The organism is Archangium primigenium, from assembly GCF_016904885.1.
In the GTDB taxonomy this organism is placed as follows: Bacteria; Myxococcota; Myxococcia; order Myxococcales; family Myxococcaceae; genus Cystobacter; species Cystobacter primigenius.
On sequence record NZ_JADWYI010000001.1, the window covers coordinates 6,228,839 to 6,249,444 of the forward strand.

The 20,606-nt window shown below is 68.5% G+C and carries 12 protein-coding genes; 4 read left to right on the forward strand and 8 right to left on the reverse strand.

Annotated features, from left to right (window positions below):
* Positions 1 to 303: 303 nt before the first annotated feature.
* A complete protein-coding gene (gene rph / locus I3V78_RS25445; protein ID WP_204491032.1) occupies positions 304 to 2,898 on the forward strand; it encodes a rifamycin-inactivating phosphotransferase in 2,595 nt (864 codons plus the stop codon).
* On the opposite strand, the gene I3V78_RS25450 is transcribed toward rph, so the two are convergent.
* Both I3V78_RS25450 and I3V78_RS25455 read right to left on the reverse strand, forming a co-directional pair.
* The gene (locus I3V78_RS25450) at positions 2,895 to 3,551 is read right to left on the reverse strand and encodes a 2-hydroxychromene-2-carboxylate isomerase (RefSeq protein ID WP_204491033.1); all 657 of its coding nucleotides are present in this window, start codon (positions 3,549 to 3,551) and stop codon (positions 2,895 to 2,897) included. The genes rph and I3V78_RS25450 overlap by 4 nt on opposite strands.
* 34 nt (positions 3,552 to 3,585) lie before the next feature.
* Entirely contained in the window at positions 3,586 to 4,068 is a 483-nt protein-coding gene (locus tag I3V78_RS25455) for a hypothetical protein (RefSeq protein ID WP_204491034.1), read from the reverse strand.
* 327 nt (positions 4,069 to 4,395) lie between these two features.
* Between I3V78_RS25455 and I3V78_RS25460 the strand changes: the two genes are divergently transcribed.
* Entirely contained in the window at positions 4,396 to 6,453 is a 2,058-nt protein-coding gene (locus I3V78_RS25460) for a membrane dipeptidase (RefSeq protein WP_204491035.1), read from the forward strand.
* Between the two features lie 70 nt (positions 6,454 to 6,523).
* Here the strand turns inward: I3V78_RS25460 and I3V78_RS25465 are convergent, their stop codons facing one another.
* On the reverse strand, positions 6,524 to 7,771 hold the full coding sequence (locus I3V78_RS25465; protein ID WP_239576595.1) for a hypothetical protein: 1,248 nt from the start codon (positions 7,769 to 7,771) through the stop codon (positions 6,524 to 6,526).
* 321 nt (positions 7,772 to 8,092) lie between these two features.
* On the reverse strand, positions 8,093 to 9,619 hold the full coding sequence (locus tag I3V78_RS39455; protein WP_239576597.1) for a hypothetical protein: 1,527 nt from the start codon (positions 9,617 to 9,619) through the stop codon (positions 8,093 to 8,095).
* Positions 9,620 to 10,177: 558 nt separating this feature from the next.
* Between I3V78_RS39455 and I3V78_RS25475 the strand changes: the two genes are divergently transcribed.
* Positions 10,178 to 11,653 (forward strand): adenosine deaminase family protein, encoded by a 1,476-nt coding sequence (locus I3V78_RS25475; RefSeq protein WP_204491036.1) that lies wholly within the window; start codon positions 10,178 to 10,180, stop codon positions 11,651 to 11,653.
* Positions 11,654 to 11,708: 55 nt separating this feature from the next.
* Here I3V78_RS25475 and I3V78_RS25480 read toward each other — a convergent pair whose 3' ends face one another.
* From I3V78_RS25480 to I3V78_RS25490, 3 genes are all read right to left on the reverse strand, one after another.
* On the reverse strand, positions 11,709 to 12,269 hold the full coding sequence (locus I3V78_RS25480) for a hypothetical protein (RefSeq protein WP_204491037.1): 561 nt from the start codon (positions 12,267 to 12,269) through the stop codon (positions 11,709 to 11,711).
* Positions 12,270 to 12,483: 214 nt separating this feature from the next.
* Entirely contained in the window at positions 12,484 to 13,851 is a 1,368-nt protein-coding gene (locus I3V78_RS25485) for an MATE family efflux transporter (RefSeq protein ID WP_204491038.1), read from the reverse strand.
* A gap of 108 nt (positions 13,852 to 13,959) precedes the next feature.
* A complete protein-coding gene (locus I3V78_RS25490) occupies positions 13,960 to 18,675 on the reverse strand; it encodes a metallophosphoesterase (RefSeq protein WP_204491039.1) in 4,716 nt (1,571 codons plus the stop codon).
* A 319-nt stretch (positions 18,676 to 18,994) separates the two neighbouring features.
* Here I3V78_RS25490 and I3V78_RS25495 point away from each other — a divergent pair, with 319 nt between their 5' ends.
* Positions 18,995 to 19,855 carry a hypothetical protein gene (locus tag I3V78_RS25495; protein WP_204491040.1) on the forward strand — a complete coding sequence of 287 codons (861 nt, stop codon included), beginning with the start codon at positions 18,995 to 18,997 and terminating at the stop codon, positions 19,853 to 19,855.
* Positions 19,856 to 19,908: 53 nt separating this feature from the next.
* Here the strand turns inward: I3V78_RS25495 and I3V78_RS25500 are convergent, their stop codons facing one another.
* Positions 19,909 to 20,508 carry a CAP domain-containing protein gene (locus I3V78_RS25500; RefSeq protein ID WP_204491041.1) on the reverse strand — a complete coding sequence of 200 codons (600 nt, stop codon included), beginning with the start codon at positions 20,506 to 20,508 and terminating at the stop codon, positions 19,909 to 19,911.
* Positions 20,509 to 20,606: the final 98 nt, after the last annotated feature.

Here is a 20,606-nt window from a genome sequence, read left to right on the forward strand (position 1 = left end):
CAGCGGGGGCACGGCCAGTCCGCGTGCCTGAAGCGCGCGAACGCCGTTCCCAGCCCCCATGTCAGTGCAAGGACGAAAAGGGCCGTGTCCCCGAAACTCTTTCTCCGCGGGGGACTCAGGAAGCGGCCAATCACCACATCGACGAAGGCGTACCCGAGAAGTACACCGAGCGGGCCCCCTATCCAGCACAGGAGGAAGACCCGTCCACGCCGTCGTTGTTCCTTCCAGGCCTCTTCGTAGCGCATGCGTTCTCTCCGGGACGGGCGAGCCTATAGTGGTGCCCTTCGATAAGGGAGGTGCCGCATGCGTTCCTACGTGCTCGGTTTCCAGGAGGTCGACCGCACTCATCTCCGGGAGGTTGGAGGGAAAGGCGCGAGCCTGGGCGAGCTGTCCAGGCTGGAGGGCGTCGGCGTACCGGAGGGCTTCTGCGTATCGACCGAGGCCTTCAAGCGACACCTGGAGGAAGTGCCGTCGCTGGGCGAACGGCTCGAGCAGCTGTCACGGCTGAGCGTGGAAGACCGGGAGGGCCTCCGGGCGCTCAGCGCGGAGCTCCGCACGATCATCGAAAGCGCGCCCATCCCCGGGGACGTCCAGGACGCCATCACCCGCGCCCTTTCACGGCTGGGCGAGCACACCGCCTGCGCCGTCCGGTCCAGCGCGACGGCGGAGGATCTGCCAACGGCGTCCTTCGCGGGCCAGCAGGACACCTATCTGAATGTCATCGGCGCGTCGGCGGTCCTGGCGCACGTCCGCCGGTGCTGGGCCTCGCTCTTCACCGAGCGCGCGGTCGCCTACCGCCTCCGCCACGGCTTCGACCACCGCAAGGTCCACATGGCGGTCGTGGTGCAGAAGATGGTCCTCCCCCAGGCGGCCGGGGTCTTGTTCACGGCCGATCCCGTGACATCGAACCGGAAGGTGTCTTCCATCGACGCGGGCTTCGGTCTCGGGGAGGCGCTGGTCTCCGGCCGGGTGAACGCCGATGGCTACAAGGTCCGCGACGGCCAGGTCACCCAGAAGACGATCGCCACCAAGGCGCTGGCCACGTGGGCCCTGACGGGTGGCGGAACCCAGGAACGGGAACTCGAGCCCGAGCGGCGCGACAGCCCCGTGCTGACGGACGAGCAGATCGTGCGGCTCGAGCGCCTGGGTCGGCGGATCGAAGCGCACTTCGGTCAGCCCCAGGACATCGAGTGGTGTCTGGTCGACGACGCGTTCTTCATCGTCCAGAGTCGGCCCATCACGACCCTGTACCCCATCCCCGAGGTGGGTGAGCCGGGCAACCGCGTCTTCATCTCCGTGGGCCATCAGCAGATGATGACCGACCCCATGAAGCCCTTGGGGCTGTCCTTGTTCCAGTTGACCGCCGCGCGCCCCATGTACGCGGCGGGGGGACGGTTGTTCGTCGAGATCTCGAAGGAGCTGGCTTCACCGACGAGCCGGGGCGCCTTGTTGGATGCCATGGGCCGCTCCGATCCGCTCATCAAGGATGCCCTCGAGACCCTCATCGCGCGGGGCGATTTCATCGCACCGGCGCCCGCCCCAGCGAAGCCCGGGATGCCGCCCGGGAGTCCTCCCCCGCCTGTCGACGACGAGCCAGCGATCGTCGCCGAGTTGATCGCGCACAGTCGGGCGTCGATCGAAGCGCTGAAGCAAGACATCCAGACGAAATCCGGCACGGAGCTGATGGATTTCATCCTGGAGGACGTTCAGCACTTGAGGAAGAACCTGCTCGAACCTCGGATCTTCCGCGTGCTCCTGGCGGCCATGAACGCGTCCTCCTGGCTCAACGAGAAGATGCTGGCGTGGCTGGGTGAGAAGAACGCCGCGGACACGCTCTCGCAATCCGTGCCGAACAACATCACCTCGGAGATGGGGCTGGCGCTCCTGGACGTCGCGGACGCGATCCGGCCGCATCCGGAGGTGATCGCGTATCTGCGCGCCGCGAAGGACGAAGACTTCCTGGAGGGTCTGCTCCCCTTGGAGGGGGGACAGGTTGCCCACGATGCCCTCTCCGCCTTCCTCGACACGTTCGGCATGCGGTGCGTCGGGGAGATCGACGTGACGCGGACGCGGTGGCGCGAGAGCCCCACGACCCTCGTCCCCTTGATCCTCGGCAACATCAAGACCTTCGAGCCCGGGGCCAGCGGCCGGAAGTTCGAGCAGGGACGGCAGGAGGCCTTGAAGAAGGAGCAGGAGCTGCTCGCGCGATTGAAGGCGCTTCCGGATGGGCAGCCCAAAGCCGAGGAAGCGCACCGGATGATCCGTCGGCTCCGCGACTTCATCGGCTACCGGGAGTATCCGAAGTACGGCATCGTCAATCGCTACTTCCTCTACAAGCAGGCCCTGTGGAAGGAAGCCGAGCGGCTCGTCCAGGCCCACGTGCTCCAGGACCCGGAAGACATCGCCTACCTCACCCTCCAGGAGTTGCGCGAGGTGGTGCGCACGCATCAGTTGGATGGGCAGCGCATCCGAGATCGGAAGGACGCGCACGAACGCCACCGGAAGCTGACGCCCCCCCGGGTCCTCACGTCCGAGGGGGAGATCGTCGCGGGGGCTTACAAGCGAGCCAATCTCCCCGCCGGGGCCCTCGTCGGGCTCCCGGTCTCCACGGGCGTGGTGGAGGGCCGTGCGCGCGTCCTCCTGAACATGGCCGACGCGGAGCTGGCCGAGGGCGACATCCTGGTCACGCCCTTCACGGACCCCAGCTGGACACCCGTGTTCGTGTCCATCAAGGCGCTGGTGACCGAGGTGGGCGGACTGATGACCCATGGCGCGGTGATTGCCCGGGAGTACGGCTTGCCGGCCGTCGTCGGCGTGGAGCAGGCGACCCGGCGAATCCAGGACGGGCAGCGCATCCGCGTGCATGGAACGGACGGGTACGTGGAGCTTCTGTCCTAGCGGCGGGATGCTGCCATGGGGAGGGTCCGCAGACGCTCGCGCTCCTCGGGCGAGAGCGGATCCTCCCCGCGCAGGAAGCGCTCCAGGTGGCCCAGGGAGTCGACGCCGAAGAAGAGCTCCCCGTCCGCGAGGACCGTGGGAACGCCGAAGCCCCCCAGCGCGAGCAGTTCCTCGGTGTCGCGGCGCACCTGATCCTTCACGTCCGGCGTCCCCGCGGCGGCGAGCACCGCCGGGGCCTCCAGCCCCACCGCGTCCACGCAGGCGCCGACGCGCTCGGGCTCCTGGAGCCCTCCCCCGCCCGCCCACGCCGCCGAGAACAGCGCGGAGACGAGCCGCCTCCGCGCGTCCGACTCCCGGACCGCCGCCGTCACCCGGAGCGCGAGCAGCGGATTGAAGGGGTGCGCCGAGGGGAAGGCGAAGGGCACGCCGAGGTCATGGGCGAGCCGGTGGGTGTGCTTGTAGAGGTAGAACCGCTTGGCGGGCACCTCGGCCGGACCCACGGTGCCCAGGGCGTTGAGCACGCCCGCGAAGAGCACCGGCACGGCCTCCAGCGCGCGGCCATGACGCTCGGCCAGGGCGGGAAGCTGGGTCCAGGCGAGGTACGCGTACGGCGAGACGTAATCGAAGAAGAAGCGGAGGGGCGCGGGGCTCATCGGCTCCGCAGTCTATCAGGCGGGACGGCCTGGCTCAGGGCTCCGAGAACCCGCCGCGCACCCACTGGTTGGCGAAGTCCCGGGTGAACTTGAAGTTCGCCGCCACGCGATGCTTCGCCACCGTCGCGCCCGCATCGTCGATGGCCGACAGCAGCGCGTGGGGGTCGTACTCGTCCGGCACGAGCTCGAGCCGCACCTCGTACCAGAGGCCCTCCCAGGCGATGGAGAGCTTCTTGACCATGGACTGCTCGCGCTGCCGCGCCGAGCGGTCGAGGACCTCCGAGGCCGTCTTCACGAAGGTCGCGAACGCCGTCGCGTCGAAGGGCTTGGGGTTCTTCTTGTCCCGGCCCATCACCCACGGGCTGATCAGCACGGGCTCGGAGAGCCCCTGCTTGCGGATCTCCACGGCCCAGCCGTCGTCGTCCTCGTTCTTGATGACCCGGGCCGACCAGCCGTTCTTGCGCCAGAACGTGGGCTCCATCACCTCGGGTTCGGTGGGCGTGCGCTCGTCACTCATGGGCATTGGTCATACGTGGGGCGCGCGGCGAGGGCAAGCCGTCGGGCCGCACCCGCTTGCTCGACGCTCGACTCCGCCCCTGCGCTGTCAGGGGGAGCTGCTACGCTGCGCCGCCGCATGTCGCCCCCCGTCCCCCGCGAGGTGGCGCCCGCGAGCCGACTCGTCCCGCGCTCCCGGCTTGCCGAGCAGCGCTTTCCCTCCGAATCGGTCCACGAGATCGCGTCCCTGCTGGCGGGGCCGCGCTGACCCGGCGCATCCTGACTCCGGCCCGCGCTGGTGGACGCCCGCCGCGGGGCTGGCAGACACACAACCTCGGAGTCACCCGACATGACACACCTGCTTCGCTTCACCCTGCTGGGGTGGATGCTGTGGACCGCTTCACCCGCGCTCGCCGCTGCCTCGTGGGGCACGTTCCAGAAGGACCGCTGCACGGACTCGGGCCGGCGCCAACACTCGGCGCAGCTGATGAACGTGCCGAGCAACACCTCGTGGGAGAGCGCCTGTCAGGCCACGGGCGCCACCGTCTCGGGCTACACCTTCCTGCGCCCCACCCGCTGCGTGAACAAGGGCACCGCGGGCATGTGGGGCGAGTTCGAGGTGGTCGACACCACCTGCACCCCCGTGACGGAGTGCAGCTCGACCCTTCCCGCGGGCACCTTCACCAAGCCCAGCAACACCGGCGCCGTGAGCTGTGATGCCTTCTGCGCCAACCGGGACGCCGCCTGGGGACAGCGCGGCGCGTGCGTGAAGGGCCAGGTGACGAGCGGCCCCCACGCGGGCAGTTGCGTGTCCTGCGACGACGTGGCCGCCGACCAGGGCGACTTTGCCGTCACCTGCTACTGCAAGGCGCCCGCGAAGGGCTTCGCGGATCTGCACTCGCACCAGTTCGCGAACCTCGCCTTCGGGGGCAAGGCCTTCTTCGGCAAGGCGTACGGTCCCCTGTCCTCCGTGCTGCCCTGGTGTGACAGCGTCCACGGGCCCGGAGGCACCCGCGACTCCTTCGGCACCATCATGGCGACCCTGGGCTATGGCTCGGGCGGCGTGGGCCACAAGGTGGGCGGCTATCCCCAGTTCGATGGCTGGCCGCGCTGGAACAGCTACACGCACCAGTCCATGTACGAGGACTGGCTCTTGCGCGCCGTGCAGGGCGGCTTGCGATTGATGGTGATGCTGGCCGTCAACAACCAGGACCTGCTCGGCGCCCCCATCTACGCGGAGAAGGCCCCGGGCCGCACCGGCGAGGACATGGAGGCGGTGGACCTGCAGATCGCCGAGGCCTATGCCATGCAGGCCGCGGTCGACGCGAAGGCCGGGGGCACGGGCCGGGGGTGGTACCGCATCGTGAAGTCGCCCGCGGAGGCGCGGGCCGTCATCGCCCAGGGCAAGCTCGCGGTGGTGCTCGGCGCCGAGGTGGACTACCTCTTCGACTGTCGCCGCGACGGCGCGTGCACCGCCGCCTATGTGGAGGCGCGGCTGGATCACTACCAGGCCATGGGCCTGCGCCACCTCTACCCCATCCACTTCAAGCAGAACGCCTTCGGCGGCCCGGCGCTCACCAACCTCATCACCCAGGGGGACTCGCGCGACTGCTCCCAGGAGGGCTACGAGTACAAGCGCGACCTCACCAAGGCCCCCATCTGTGGCGCTCAGGGGCTCACCCCCCTGGGCCGCACGCTGGTGCGCGGGATGATGCGCCGCGGGATGCTGATCGACATCGACCACATGTCCAAGCGGGCCTTCGACGACACGCTGGCGATGGTGGCGCCCCACGGCTACCCGGTGGTGAGCGGCCACACCACGCTGTTCGAGACGGCGCGCGGGGGCAAGCGTCACGAGGGCAGTCTCAAGGCCGAGCAGCTCCAGCGCATCCGCGACGTGGGCGGCATGGTGTCGCTCATCGTGGAGCAGGGCTCGCGAGACGAGGTGCCCACCTGGCGCGGCACGGGCCAGCCGGTGGTGGAGCACCAGTGCGGCAACACCTCGCAGAGCTGGGCGCAGGCGTATCTCTATCTCACGCAGCAGCTGCCCGGGATGTCGGTGGGCTTCGGCACGGACTTCAACGGACTGGCCGGCCTGCCGGGCCCGCGCTTCGGCGGCGAGGCCTGCCACGGCGGCAGCTCGGCCCCCCAGGTGGCCCGCACGCGCTACCCGCTGAGCATCGCGGTGGACAACAGCCCCACCAAGCTGGAGCGCAGCGCGGTGGGCAACAAGGTCTTCGACATCAACGAGGACGGCCTGGCTCACGTCGGCCTGCTCCCGGACTTCATCGCGGACCTGCGCCGTCAGGGCCTGCGCGGTCAGGACCTGGAGGCGCTGATGAACTCGGCCGAGGGCTACCTCCAGGTGTGGGAGCGCGCCGAGGCCCGAGGCCCCAGCGTGCCGTGATCCCCAAAAGCACACGCCCCGCTCGACCCCTCTTCGGGTCGGCGGGGCGTGGCGCGGCGTCAAACCTGGCCTAGAACACCGAGGTCTGCTGCGTGTCCTGCTGCTGGGGCAGCGCGGCGTTGAGCAGCGAGGGCACGACGCTGGCGGCGCCACCACCGACCTGGTTCATCAGGCCGGTCACGGCCTCGGCCATCTGGGTCACGGTGGAGACGGCGTTGGCCACCGTGTCGAGCAGGCCGCCCAGACCGGACGGGCCACCGGCGCCCGCGCTGGGGGCCGAGGGCATCGCACCGGCCAGCTCCGGGGGCAGGCCACCCGCGGCGGCGTAGGGGTCCATCATCGGCGCACCGGCCAGCTCGGGCGGCAGGCCGCCCGCGGCGGCGTAGGGGTCCATCATCGGCGCCCCGGCCAGCTCCGGGGGCAGGCCGCCCGCGGCGGCGTAGGGGTCCATCATCGGCGCCCCGGCCAGCTCGGGCGGCAGACCACCCGCGGCGGCGTAAGGGTCCATCATCGGCGCCCCGGCCAGCTCCGGGGGCAGGCCGCCCGCGGCGGCGTAGGGGTCCATCATCGGCGCCCCGGCCAGCTCCGGGGGCAGGCCGCCCGCGGCGGCGTAGGGGTCCATCATCGGCGCCCCGCCGAAGCCCGCGGCGGCCATGGGGTCCATCATCGGCGGCATCATCTGCTGCGCCATGCCCATGGGACCCATGGGGCCCATCATCTGGGGCGCCATCATGGCCGCCGTGGAGGCGATATCGAGGCCCGCTCCGGCCAGCCCGGCGACACCCTGGGCCACGCCGCCGAAGGCATCCACCGCGCCGCCCAGACGGCCGCCCAGGCCGTTGGACAGGGGGTTGTTGGGCATGTTGGGGGCGAAGTTGCTCGGGTCGAAGCCGGGGCGGTTCAGGCCCGGCGTGTTGCCGTTGATGTCGGGACGGGGCGAGAACTCGGGCTTGGCGTTCGGGGCGCCCGGCTTGCCACCCGGCGTGTTGCCGTTGATGTCGGGACGGGGCGAGAACTGGGGCTTGCTGTCCGGCTTCACGTCCGGCTTGCCGCCCGGCTTGTTGCCGTTGATGTCGGGGCGCGGCGAGAACTGGGGCTTGCTGTCCGGCTTCACGTCCGGCTTGCCACCCGGCTTGTTGCCGTTGATGTCGGGACGCGGCGAGAACTGGGGCTTGCTGTCCGGCTTCACGTCCGGCTTGGGCGTGCTGGGCTTGGTGTCCGGCTTGGGCGTGCTGGGCTTGGGCGTGCTGGGCTTGAAGCTCGGAACCTTGCTGCCGCCACCCTTGAAGAGACTGCCACCACCGATTTTCATGCCCATGACGTGCTCCGGAAGAAAGAGGTTCGAGAGAAGAAGAGGTTCGCGAGGACGCTGCGACGGAGAAGGGTTATTGCAGCGCGTGTGCCAGCCCTCTGCCCCTGCTGATTCCCTGTGTTTTCAAGGGTTTGCTTCGAGGAATGGCGTGTCGCGGGGCGCCGCTGGTGACGGGGCACATCAGGTGCGGGGCGGAGTCGAGTCACCACTGGTGAGCGCTGTCACCAGTCGACCGGGACGCCGCGCCGAGGGCGCACCAAAAACGACGAGAGGGCCCTCCGTGTGGAGGACCCTCTCGGTTCAGCTCAGCTCACTCGGCGACCCGGCTCAGAAGGGCAGCATGTTGACGAGATCCTTCACCTCCTGGGGAGCGGCCTCGGTCTGGCCCAGCGCGCCCGTGTAGGCGCCCAGCAGCGCGGAGGCGGGGTTGATCTTGCCGGTCCCCACCGCGCCGATCAGGCCCTCGGCGGCGCCCTTCCAGGTCTGGACCACACCGCCCAGGCCGCCCAGGATCGCGCCCCCGGCGCCACCCTCGGAGTTGCCGATGCCGGTCAGCACGTTGCTGACGCCCGGCATGAACCACAGGTGCTTGCCCGCCTCACCCGCGAACCACTGGAAGTTGTCCTTGTTGCCGCCGTCCTTCTTCACGTGGGTGTCGGACGTGGTCGGCAGGCGGTGATCCGAGCCCAGGGAGGCGTAGCCCTTCTCGGCGAAGTCCTTGACCATGCCGGCCTCGGTGCCGTGCCGGGCGTCCCCGTCCTTGGTGATGCCCTCGATGTTGCCGTCGCCCTTGCCGCCCTGGACCTTGCCCGTGCGCTCGCCACCGTCGGAGATCTTGGAGCTGTCGATGAACTCCAGCACCTTGGCCAGGCGGTAGACGGCGTCCGGGTTCTGCTTCGCGTCCTTCAGGTCGAGCTTGGGATCCACGCCGGTCTGCTTGCACAGCTCGTCGAACTTGATGTCCTTCTGACGGCCGAGCTTGGCCAGCGCGGGCGTGTCGTTGACGATGTCCTTGGCCGAGCGCTTGTCACCCTCCGGCCGCTTGTCCGTGGCCTGGGGAATGGGCGTCCCGTCCTCGGCGAGCGGCGCCTGCGGCTCGGCGGGCTTGGCCTCCTGGGCGGGCTTGGCCTGCTCGGCGGGCTTGCCCTGCTGCATGGTGTCGAACCCCATCGGGGCGCCGCGGGGCGCCGGGTTGGCGAGCTCGGCGGGCATGCCGCCACTCGAGAAGGGGTCCATCATCTGCGCCCCGCCCAGCTCCGGCGGCAGGCCCCCGGCGTACGGGTCCATCATCTGCGCCCCACCCAGCTCCGGCGGCAGGCCCCCGGCGTACGGGTCCATCATGGGGGGCATCATCTGGGGCGCCATCATCTGGGGGCCCATCAGCTGCTGCGCCATGGGGTCCATCATGGGGGGCATCATCTGGGGGCCCATCAGCTGGGGCGGCATCATCTGCTGCGCCATGCCCATGGGACCCATGGGGCCCATCATCTGGGGCGCCATCATGGCCGCCGTGGAGGCGATATCGAGGCCCGCGCCCGCCAGCCCGGCGACGCCCTGGGCCACTCCGCCGAAGGCATCCACCGCGCCACCCAGCCGGTTGCCCAGCCCGCTGGGCTTGAGGCTGTCCGGGGAGAAGCCGGGGCGGTTCTGGCTGGGCAGGTTGCCGTTGATGTCGGGGCGGGGCGAGAACTGGGGCTTCACGTCCGGCTTGGCGCCCGGCTTGTTGCCGTTGATGTCCGGGCGGGGCGAGAACTGGGGCTTCACATCCGGCTTGGGCGTGCTGGGCTTGAAATCGGGAACCTTGTTGCTGCCGCCCTTGAAGAGGTTGCTCGCACCACCGAGTTTGATGCCCATGACGTGTGCTCCGGAAGGAAGGGGAAGAAGAGAAGGGGTTTCTGAGTACGCCTTGTTGGAGAAGGGTTATTGCAGCGCGCGTGCCAAGCCCTGGCGCCCACGAAATCCCTGTCTTTTCAAGTGTTTGGCGCGAGGAAGGGCCCCCGGGAGGGTCCGACTGGTGACGGGGCTCACCAGGGGGCGGGGAGAGTCGAGTCACCACTGATGAGTGGAGTCACCAGCGGGACGAGGCTCGGCGGCGCGGCCGGGGTCCCTCTTGAGAAAACGCGCGCGCACGAGCGCCCCGCGGTTCCCGTGCCAGGCCCGCGAGGCCGTCTAACGGCATGGGCTCCGATGGGAACGCCCGCGGGCTGGAGCGAGCCCCGCGGCCCGTGACGTGTCCGCCTGACCCGCTGACACATCCGCCCCGCGGCGCCGACACGTCAGCCCCGCGCGCTCCCCGGGGGCCGACGAGGGGGCCCGGGGAAGACGCGGCTGGCATCCCGCTTGCTCTCGTGGGAAGTGACCGCGCGAATGGGGCCCCTGCCCTCCCCGCGCCTCATCCCGCCGAGAATGTCCATGCACAAGCCGCTGTCCCTGCTGCTCCTCCCCCTGCTGTCCACGGGTGTCCTCGCCCCCACCGCGCGGGCGGCCAACAACGAGGCGACCACCAAGCGCCACTTCGCGTCGCTGGTGTCGGGCGCCGAGCCGAAGCTCGCCGAGCTGTCCCTGTTCATGACCCTGATGCCCAAGGGCGGAGACCTGCACCACCACTACTCGGGCGCCATCTACGCCGAGCAGTACCTCGAGTGGGTGGACACGCAGGGCTACTGCGTGGACAAGACCACCTCCAGGATCCAGAAGCATCGCCCGGACGCCAAGGGCTGCGTCAGCGCCCAGGACGTGATCGCGGACGAGCAGGCCTACCGCACCCTGCTGCAGCGCTGGTCCAGCAAGGACTTCAGCAACCACGGCGCGTCGCAGCCCCCGCCGGATCAGCAGTTCTTCGACACCTTCCTGTACTTCGACGACGTGGCGTCCACCAACACCCGGGTGGGACTGCAGACGCTCAAGCAGCGCGCCATCGCGGAGAACCTGGGCTACATCGAGACCATCTTCGAGCTGGCCCCGGGCCTGCCGGACGCCGACTTCGAGCGGGACCTGGCGGCGGCGGGGACGGACGGCGCGAAGCTGCAGGCGCTGATGACCGCGCAGCTCACGAAGCTGGACGCCGACGCCCAGTTCAACAAGGGCGTGCAGGACTACGTCGCCCACGTGCGGACGACCACCGAGGGCATCGACGACGAGAACTTCACGATGCGCTACCAGGCCTACGTCCTGCGCGCGCTGTCCCCCGCCCTGGTGTTCTCGCAGATCGCCACCGCGTACAAGGTCGCGACGCTCCACCCCAAGGTGGTGGCGGTGAACCTGGTGGGCGCGGAGAACTCCAACGTCGCCATGCGCGACTACCGCCTGCACATGCAGATGTTCAAGGCGGTCAAGGCCCGCTACCCCGACGTCAAGCTGGCGCTGCACGCGGGAGAGCTGGCGCTGGGCATGGTGCCGCCCGAGGGCCTCACGTTCCACATCTCCGAGGCCGTCGGCGTGGCGGGCGCCCAGCGCATCGGCCACGGCATCGACATCTCCCACGAGCGCGACGCGCTGCGGCTGCTCCAGACGCTGCGCGAGCGGGACATCCCCATCGAGGTGAACCTCACCAGCAACGAGTTCATCCTGGGCGTCAAAGGCGCCCAGCACCCCGTGGAGCTCTACCGCAAGCACGGCGTGCCATTCATCATCTCCACGGATGACTCGGGCGTCACCCGCCACACGCTGTCCAACGAGTACGTGCTGTTCGCCAGCCGCTACAAGCCCACGTACCCGGAGGTGAAGAAGCTGTCCTACGACAGCCTGCGCTACGCCTTCCTGCCCGAGGCGGACAAGCAGCGGCTCAAGAAGCAGCTCGACGCGCGCTTCGCGAAGTTCGAGGCGGACATCGCCGCCAGCGAGGCCCGGGCCCAGAAGCCCGTGCGCACCGCGCAGAGCACGCCGTAGGCCGCGCCGGCCCTCCGCGCCGGGGAGGAGACCTCCGGCGCGGGGGGCGAAGGGACTACCGCTTGGTGATGTTCAACCGCGCCGCGCCGCACTCGCCTTCGTAGCCCTCGATGGTGATCAACAGCGTCACGCCCTTGACGAGCCCCGAGAGATTGATGCGCGACTGCAGACTGCTGCCCACGTCGTCGTTGCAGCCCATGACCTCCGAGGTGGCCTTGTAGTTGCGGATCTCCATGACGGTGTCGAAGGCCGAGCCGCTCGTGCTGAAGGTGTAGCTGCCCGTCTCGGGCACCTTCCACACGTAGGAGATGTCGCGCGACGAGCCGGAGCCGCACGTGGTGCGCCACTGGTTGGAGGCCGAGCAGGTCGTCGGGTAGGTGGCCGCGGGCGAGGCCACGATGCCCCCCAGGTCTCCCACCAGCGTCTGCTGGTACACGCGCCCTGGCTCCAGGTCCGCGGTCGGATCGGCCTCGGTGCTCCGGGGCTTCTTGTTCGCCGGCGTCAGCGACGTCTCCTCACCGGTGTCCTCGAGCGTCTCGCCCTCCATCGCGGGACCGCACGCGCCCATGAGCCACACGCAGGAAACCAGACCGACCACGCACTTACCGAAGTTCATCGTGTACCCCAATCCAGGGATGTCTTTGTCACCGAGAGGGCAACCACATGTTCCCCTCTCAATGGGAAGAGTCGACCCGATGCCCGCTTATGCGCTCGCATTTCCCCATGCTTTTCCAAGGCGTGTCGTTGGGAATCCATGCAAGTGATTGCACCCGCATGAGATTGCTTCGACCCGCGACGGATGGAGCCTCAACGGATGGCGCCTGGCCGCTTCACTCCGCGAGGGCGACCGCCGCGGCCTGGGGTGCGACGAGCGATTGCCGCTCCCAGGCCCGGCTCTTCCAGCGGAACCAGAAGACGAGCCCCCGCGTCCATTCGTCCGCCGCGATCGCCAGCCAGATGCCGGGCAGTCCCAGGTGGAAGCGGAAGACGAGCACGTAGCCCAGGGGCAGGCTCATGCACACCATGGACACGAAGGCCATGTACACGGTGAAGCGGGCGTCCCCCGCGGCGCGCAGGGACGTCACCAGCACGAGGTTGAAGGACCGCCCGGACTCCAGGAGCAGGCTCAGCACGAGCACCTGCGAGGCCAGCGCCACGACCTCCGCGTTGAGCGTGAACTGGCCCAGCAGGGGCTCACGCACCAGGATGACGGCCAGGTCCACCCCCACGGTGACGGCCACGGCCCACTTCAGGCTGTCCACCGTCCGCCGGAGCGCCTCCTCGGGACGGCCCGCGCCTACCAGGCGACCCACGAGGATGGCCGTCCCCATGCCCACCGCCAGGCTGAACAGGTAGATGTACTGGGAGATGGCCACCGCGTACTGCCGCGATGCGAGCGCCACCGGCCCCAGGAAGGTGATGAAGTACAGGAACGTCGTCTGGCAGCAGTGGTAGGTGACCTGCTCGATGGCCGCCGGCACGCCCACCTTCAGGAGCTTGCCGAGGTACTCGGACGAGAACGTCACGTAGTCGCGCGGCGCCATCCGCACGTCCATCACCCGGTAGAGCATCCCCACGAAGACGACGAGCGCGACGGCCCGGCTCACCCCCGTGGACACCGCCGCGCCCGTCACCCCCATCGCCGGCAGCCCGAAGTGGCCGAAGATGAGCGCGTAGTTGCACAGCACGTGCAGCACGTTCATGCCCAGCGACACGTACATGGATTGGCGCGTGAAGCCATACGTCCGGATCAGGCCCGCGCAGACGTTGATGAGGGCCTGCAGGAAGATGAACCCGCCCGCGATGCGCATGTAGGCCCGCGCATGCGCCAGCACCTCGCCCTCGAGGTTCATGTGCCCGAGGATGAAGTCCCCCAGGGACAAGAGGAGCGCGCTCACCACCAGGCCCATCATCAGGTTGAGCGTGAGCGCCAGGGCGGAGATGCGCGCGGCCTCGGCGCTGCGGCGCGCCCCGAGGTACTGTGCCACGACGATGCCCGCGCCGTGGCTGACCACGTTCATGATGAAGATGCACAGGTTGGTGTACTGGTTGACCACCCCCACCGCGGACACGGCCTCGTCCGACACGCCGCTCAACATGAGCGTGTCCGACGTGCCCATCAGCATGAACAGCAACAGCTCCAGGAACAGGGGCCAGGTCAACCGGAACAGGCCCAGGGTGGGCCGGGGGGCGTCCATGGTCAGCGCATGTCGCACGGGGGAGACCCGCTGTCGAGCCCCGCCCTTTCCCCACACGAACCGTGCGGACGGAGAGTCGTATGACCTCCACGCTCCTGGCGCGGGCGGTCACTTCAACCGGGGCCGCAGGATGTCGTAGTACGTGCGCTTGTCCGTTGGCTTCTCGCTCGGCCATACCGCCCTTCCCTCCCATGGGCCACCGTGCTTGCGCTGGTGCCGCGTGTGGACCCGGAGGGACTGAAGGTCTTGCTGCACCTCCAGCAGGTTGTACAGGCGTGGCGTCGACTCTGGACGCTCGCGTGCGGAAGCCCCGAAGCTCCCCGCGCCGATCACGTGGAGGCTCCGATGAGGCACGTGCGGGTTGAGCAGGTCCGCGCGCTCCTCGTGGACATGCCCATGAAGGAAGACACCGAAGTCTTGCTGCCCCAGCCGCTCCACGAAGGCATCCTCCTGGATCTTCTCGTTGCCGGTAATGGGGTGGTGGCAGACGGCCAGGCGCAGGACTGGGGTGTTCTCGGGCAGGTCTCCACTCTTCCGGGCCTCGTGAAGGTCGAGTTCGGCGCGGTCGAGACCTCGCGAGAGCGCACTGCTGGAGATGCTGGAGTGGTTCTGGTGGTACTCGTCGATCTGCCAGGCCGAGTTCATGGCCAGGAACTGGAGGCGTGTCTCGCTGAAAAGCAACGGGATGCACTGCTCCTCGGCCTTGAGGGGATACTCCTTCAGGAAGAGCGACTCGTAGAAGTGCTTGGAGAAATTCTTGAAGCGCTCCGGGTACTTCGCCTCGTCGCGCACAAGATAGCCCTGCCCCTGTTTGAGGACGCTGTCCTCGGGGTACTTATGCATGTCCACGTGACGCTTTGCTCGCCAGGTGTACACTTCCGGTTCCCAGGACAAGTCATGATTGCCAGGCACGATGATGCAGCGCTCCGGGGTCAGGCTGAAGCGTTTGAGGAGCGCGGAGATGAACTCGTACGCCTTCATGAACTCCTCGGGCGTCGCCCGTTGAGTGATGTCTCCGGACACCACCAGATAGTCCAGTTGCTCCACGCTCAGGTCCTCGCTCCGCTGTTGGAGGTCCGCGGCCAGGGGCTGAAGCAGTCCGATCGGGTCGTCTCCGGCGGTGATGTGCAAATCACTGAGGTGGAGGATGCGGATGGGTTGCTCCTGGCTTGAGCGGAGCCGCTTCGCTCTGGTCACCACCGTCCCCGTCTCGTTGATGCTCTCCACGCGCCGTGCGTCCACGTCCTCGCGCAGCGCCACGAGGCGCATCCGCTGCTCCGGATCGGAGGCCTGAACCTGCTGTGCACTCCGGGTGATGGGGATCCTGCGGTCACACATTTCGCAACCCACATCCCATTTGTCCTGGAGCAATCGACCGCGAACGACCTCGTCCGAGAAAACCCTTCCGCAGACGCATGTGATGGACAGCCGCTCCAACACGTCTACTCCGTGCTCGCGCAGATGCTCCTCGACAAAGCCCACGAACAGCTCACGTGTCGTCTGATTCGTTCCGGTATCGAAATAGACATCGAGCCGAGCGCGTTCCTTCGCGCTCTCGCGCTTGACCTGGCTCCGGCGCACGCCCACCGAGTTATGGCCCGCTTGCCCGAACTCGGCACGGCTCTCCCACAAGCGCATGACACCAAAGCGCTTGGCGAGGGCTATCGCGCAGATCAGCGAGGCATAGATGTTGTCGATGGGTCCCAGGAAGTCGTAGTGCAGCGAAATGGCATGGGCGAATTCCACTCCCGCTCTGGCCTCAGTGGCACGGAAGAGAGACGGGAAGATGAGCCGCCCCTCGTGACGCAGGCAGATGCCATGCTCGAGCATCAACTTGATGACGCAGTTGAGGACCGTCGCCTCTTGATCCTCGGGCAGCCGGTCCTCGGACCTGAGCCGAGGAAAGGTCATGTCCGGGGCCAAGACCTTTCGCTCCTCCAATGCGGGAACGCCGTGCGGATTGTCCCGCGCGGCGACGATGAGGGAGCCCGCGTAGCGCTCGATCTGCTCCACCTCCAGGATGAGCATGCGCGTTCCGCCCGCCATCCGGGTGTCCGCCACGAACCCTTGTCGGGTGAGATGACCGACCACGGCCTCGAGCGCCGCGAAGTCGAAGGGTCCTCCCACCTCCCGGCGCAGCTCGCTCTCCAGGTCCCAGAAGCTCATGACCACGCGCTTCTCCTGGCGACGGCGCAGAACGAGCTGTCGGAGCCGTTGGAACAACTCGGGGCGGCTCACCTGCTCGAGGCTTTTCCAATCAATGGTGTCGTCGAGGCGCCGCTTCAGCTCGGAAATCCCCTGCCCGTTCTTCGCGCTCGTCAACACATACGAAAGCGAGGGGTCGAGTCGACGCGCCAGGCCCTCGAGCGCGGGTCCATCCACCGGAGACTCCGGCGTGTCCACCTTGGTGCCCACCAGGAGCCTGCGGATCCGCTGTCCGCCGGGTTGAACGCGCAGACGCTGCTCCCATCCCTCGACCTCTTCCACGGCGGGTGCGCCCCGTCCCGGCTCCATCACCATGAGGGCCACGGAGGATTCCCGCAGGAAGAGCTGGTGCACGAGCCGGTACTCGCTCTGCCCGCCCAGGTCCCACAGGATGATCTCCCGCCGGGGGTTGTCCGGCGTGGCGGGCGCCATGGGCAGGGTCCAGAACCGCATGCCGTGCGTGGACTCGAGCTCCTGGTATTCGTCCTTCACCAGGCGCAAGGCCAGACAGCTCTTGCCCGCGCGGCCCTCGCCCACCAGGACGACCTTGGCGCTGACCTCGTGGACCGTGGGTGAAGGCGTGGGCGCACCGAGAATCACGGCGAGGTCGAGTCCCCAGAAGCCGATGTTCCGCCCATCCGGCCCAGGCACGGCCAGGACGTGACTTCGGGGAGAGAACGTCAGCCCCATATAGGACCAGGGGCGCGCGACGGCCTGTCCGAACTGCGCCACGGGCTCCCAGGTATCCGTGCGGAACAGCCGGATGAGGCCCTCCAGGCTCCTGGAGGCGAGCAATTGCCCGTCGAAGGAGAAGGCGACGCTCGCCACCGCATCCGTGTGTCCCTCCAGGACGCGGTTCTCCACGGGGTCGTCCTGGAGATCCACGACGTAGACGTTTCCGTCCCGGCCCGCCACCGCGACTCGGGAGGTCCCCGGCATCCACGCCACATCGAGGGCATCCACATCGTCGAGCAAGAAGGATTCGACGACGGACTGTCCGTCATCCGAGATGTCCCAGACCGACAGAGCACCACCGGCTGCTCGATCGCCCGCGCAGACCAGCCTCCGGCCATCCGGAGACCAGCTCAGCCCGTACGGCCCATGGCGTGGCAACAACGAGTGGGAAGGCGCCCAGGTCTGGTCATTCCACAACTGGAGGGCATCGCCCGCGACCTCGGCCGCGAGTCGACCCTTGGAAGACCAGCCCAGCAACGAGCCCCTGCCTTGCATCCGTTGGGGGGTCTTGAGTTGGCGTCCATCGCTCATCCACAGACGGATGTTCTGCCGGGAACGGGAGGCCAACGTCTCGCCATCCGGGGAGAAGCACACGCCCACGCACTCGGACTCATGCGCGCGACCCACCCACTGGGGGGCGTCTTCTCCCACGCTCCACCAGAGGAGGTGGCCATCGGAGAAGCCCACCCCCAATGCATCTCCAGAAGAAGACCAGGCCACGGAGCCAATGCGGCGGCCACCGGTCTCGAGCACCTTCCGAAGCGCCACGCCCGGCGGTCCGCGCTCCATCGGTGCGGGAGGGGAGACACGGAGCGCCGAGCGAAGTCGCCCATCGAGCCGAGCGGTGGATACACCCCTCGCCTCCCGCCACGGGAGCGATTCCATCGCCGACATCGACGGGGTGACCAGGGACTGTCCGCGCAGGGCGTCGAGGGGCGCCTCGAGCCATTCATCCGGTTCACATCGCTCGTCAGGACCGAGGAGCAGCCGTCCCTTGGTGGCCAAGGCCATGCGCGGAAGGAGCCGCACGCCCCACTGCTGCTCCTCGAGGTCAATCCGTCCCGCGATGTACCCCGCCCGTCCGCGCGTCGTCGTGGCTTGACCGAACAGCGAGGGCGCGGCGTTGACGAGGAGCGAGGGGGTGGCCAGCTCGTCATACAGACTGCCGCACAGATACAGCAGGAGGCCGCTGGGGGGCGTCAGCGCTTCCTGGATTCGCGCCAGGGGTCCAGGATTCAATTTGCGAGGCGGATGGTGCGTCAGCATCAGCACGAGGTCGTGTGCCCGCGCCCAGTCCTCCGCGGAAACGCCCATGGCGTGCTCGACCTGTTCCAGGTGGACTTCACACAGGTTCCCATCGTCCGCCCTGAGGTCGCCGCGGAAGATGGAATTGAAGCCGACGATTCCCACCTTCGTCCCGTCGCGCTCCAGCGTCGCGACGAAGTCTCCCGGCAGCAGTCCCGCGCGAAAGTCGCGAAGCCCCGGCATGGCATGCAGGCGACGCCAGTCCGCGAACCACTCCGAGAAGGGAGCGAAGGCGCCCTTCATGTGCTTCACGAGGTCGCTCGACGCGTCGGTCCCGGTCCGGAACTCCGCTCGCAGCTGCTCGACCGGGTAGCGGATGCCATGCCGGACAGGCATGCAGTCGTGATTGCCGGGGACAACCAACAAACAGGGCTCGGACCCCAGGGAGCGGAAGACGTCCCACAGGGAATCCAAGGTGGCGTCCAGCAATTCGAACTCCCGTCCGGTGCCCGTCGAGGTGAGATCCCCCGAGATGAGGACCAGATCCCACGGGCCCGAGAGCGCGTGGGTCTTCCGGAGGTCTCGCTCGAGCTCCGCCCGGACCTCGGGCTTGAGCAGCAACGAGCTCCGCGGTGCCATGGTGAGATCCGAGAGATGGAGCCAGCCCATGCCCCGCTGTCGGCCCGTGACCATCCCCATGCGCTCCTGATGCATGCGTGCGCCCCCTTGAGCGTCTCTCGCGGAGCGAACGCGACCGGGCACGGCTGCGTCAAGTCCACCCGAGGCCTCCTGAGAAGGGCCCCGCCCGAAGGGGAAATGCTAGAACACCGCGCATGGACGCGAGACCACCCGGCCAAGTGGTTGTCGTTGGCAATCCGCGCGGACGGCTGGCGCCCGTGGCGCAGCAGGTCTCCGCCGCGCTCCGTCACCTCGCCGCGTGGCGTGGAGGCGCGCTTCCGTGAGCCAGACGTCCATCCCGCGCCTCGCGCGAGCGCTTCAGGACTGGGCGCAGGCGAACCCGGAGGTCCGCGCGCTGTTCTGGTACGGCGGCCATGGCTACGGTCGGCTCTCCGTCCACAGCGACCTCGACGCCGCCCTGCTCCTGCGTCCCACCCCGGACATTTCCCCGATCGCCGAAGCGCTGCTCGCCCACCTGCGCGCGGGGGACATGCCCGTGGCGTACCACGTCCTCGATCCGGAGGAGCGGCGCCTCTCGGTCTGGCTCGGCGAGGCCCTGACGAAGCTGGATGTCGTGCTGGGACGCGCGGCGGGAGAGCTCGCGTGGCTGGCCGATGCGCGAGACGTGCCCGCCCCTCGGTTGACCAGTGCCTGGCCGGTGGATGCGCCCGACGTGATGGACCTGCTCCAGCGCGCGGCCCTTCCCTGCCTTGGCACCGAGGCGCGGCCACGGCGCGAGCGCGGGGAGCGGGAGATCGACAAGTTCCTGGTGGCCTTCGAGGCCTGCGTCGGCGCGCGCGCCAGACTCGACGCCTATGCCTTCTACTTCCAGTACAACCTCGCGCTCGGTCGGCTCACCCGGCTCCTGCAGCTCACCCGCGTGGGCTACCAGTCCCTGTACCTGCCGCGCGAGTTCCAGCACACCCTGGGCCTCCAGGAGCGCGAGGACTTCCATGCGCTCGCGGGCACGCTCCGCCTGGAGGAGGCCCGAGGCCGCGAGCGCGCCCTGGCCCGGGCGTTCCTCTCCGCCGTGGAGGAGGCCCGAAGGACGTTGGACGTTCGAAGGCACCCCGACGAGCTGGGCGGCTTCCTCGAACGCCTCCAGCACCGCGAGACGGCGTCCCCGCCGGAGCGGTCGTGAGCGTGTCCCCTGACTGGCGGCAGGTGCGCTTGGACGACGTCCCGCGGGGCTGACTACTGGGCGCCGAAGGACTGGGTCCAGTAGTGCTTGTAGGTGCTGCTGGCGGCGTAGAAGTAGCCCACGCCCAGGTGCTTGAGGTTGGGCTCCATGATGTTGTTGCAGTGGCCGCTGCTCTTCATCCACGAGTCCACCACCGCGGCGGGCGTGCTCTGGCCCGCGGCGACGTTCTCCGCTGCCTGCCGGTAGGAGTAGCCGGCCAATGCCATGCGATCCCACGGCGAGGAGCCGTTGGAGCCCGTATGGCTCATGAAGTTCTTGGTCCCCATGTCCTTGGAGTGCAGGCGCGCGGCACAGCGCAGGCGGGTGTCCAGGGTCAGCGCGGCCGCCTTGCCCTTGGCCACGCCTCCACAGGTGGCGCCCGCGGCGCGCTTCTGGTTCACCAGGGTGAGCACCTCGTTCTCGAAGGTGGTCGAGGCGGAGGGCCAGGAGTTCTGGTCGTCACAGTAGGCCAGGGCCACCACGCCGCTCGGCTCCTCCGTGCGCATGCCCTCGTCCACCGCCTCCTCGCTCTCCGGCGCGGAGACATCGCCTCCGCAGCCCACGAACAGGGTGGCACCCAACAGCAACGACATCGCGCGCATGGCTCGCTTCATGGTCTGGCCCCTCGGGGTTGGAAATGCGTCCAAACAAGGACTCCGCCCTTAAGCCACAAAACAAGAATACCTGTCAATCCAGGTATTTGGCGGAATTT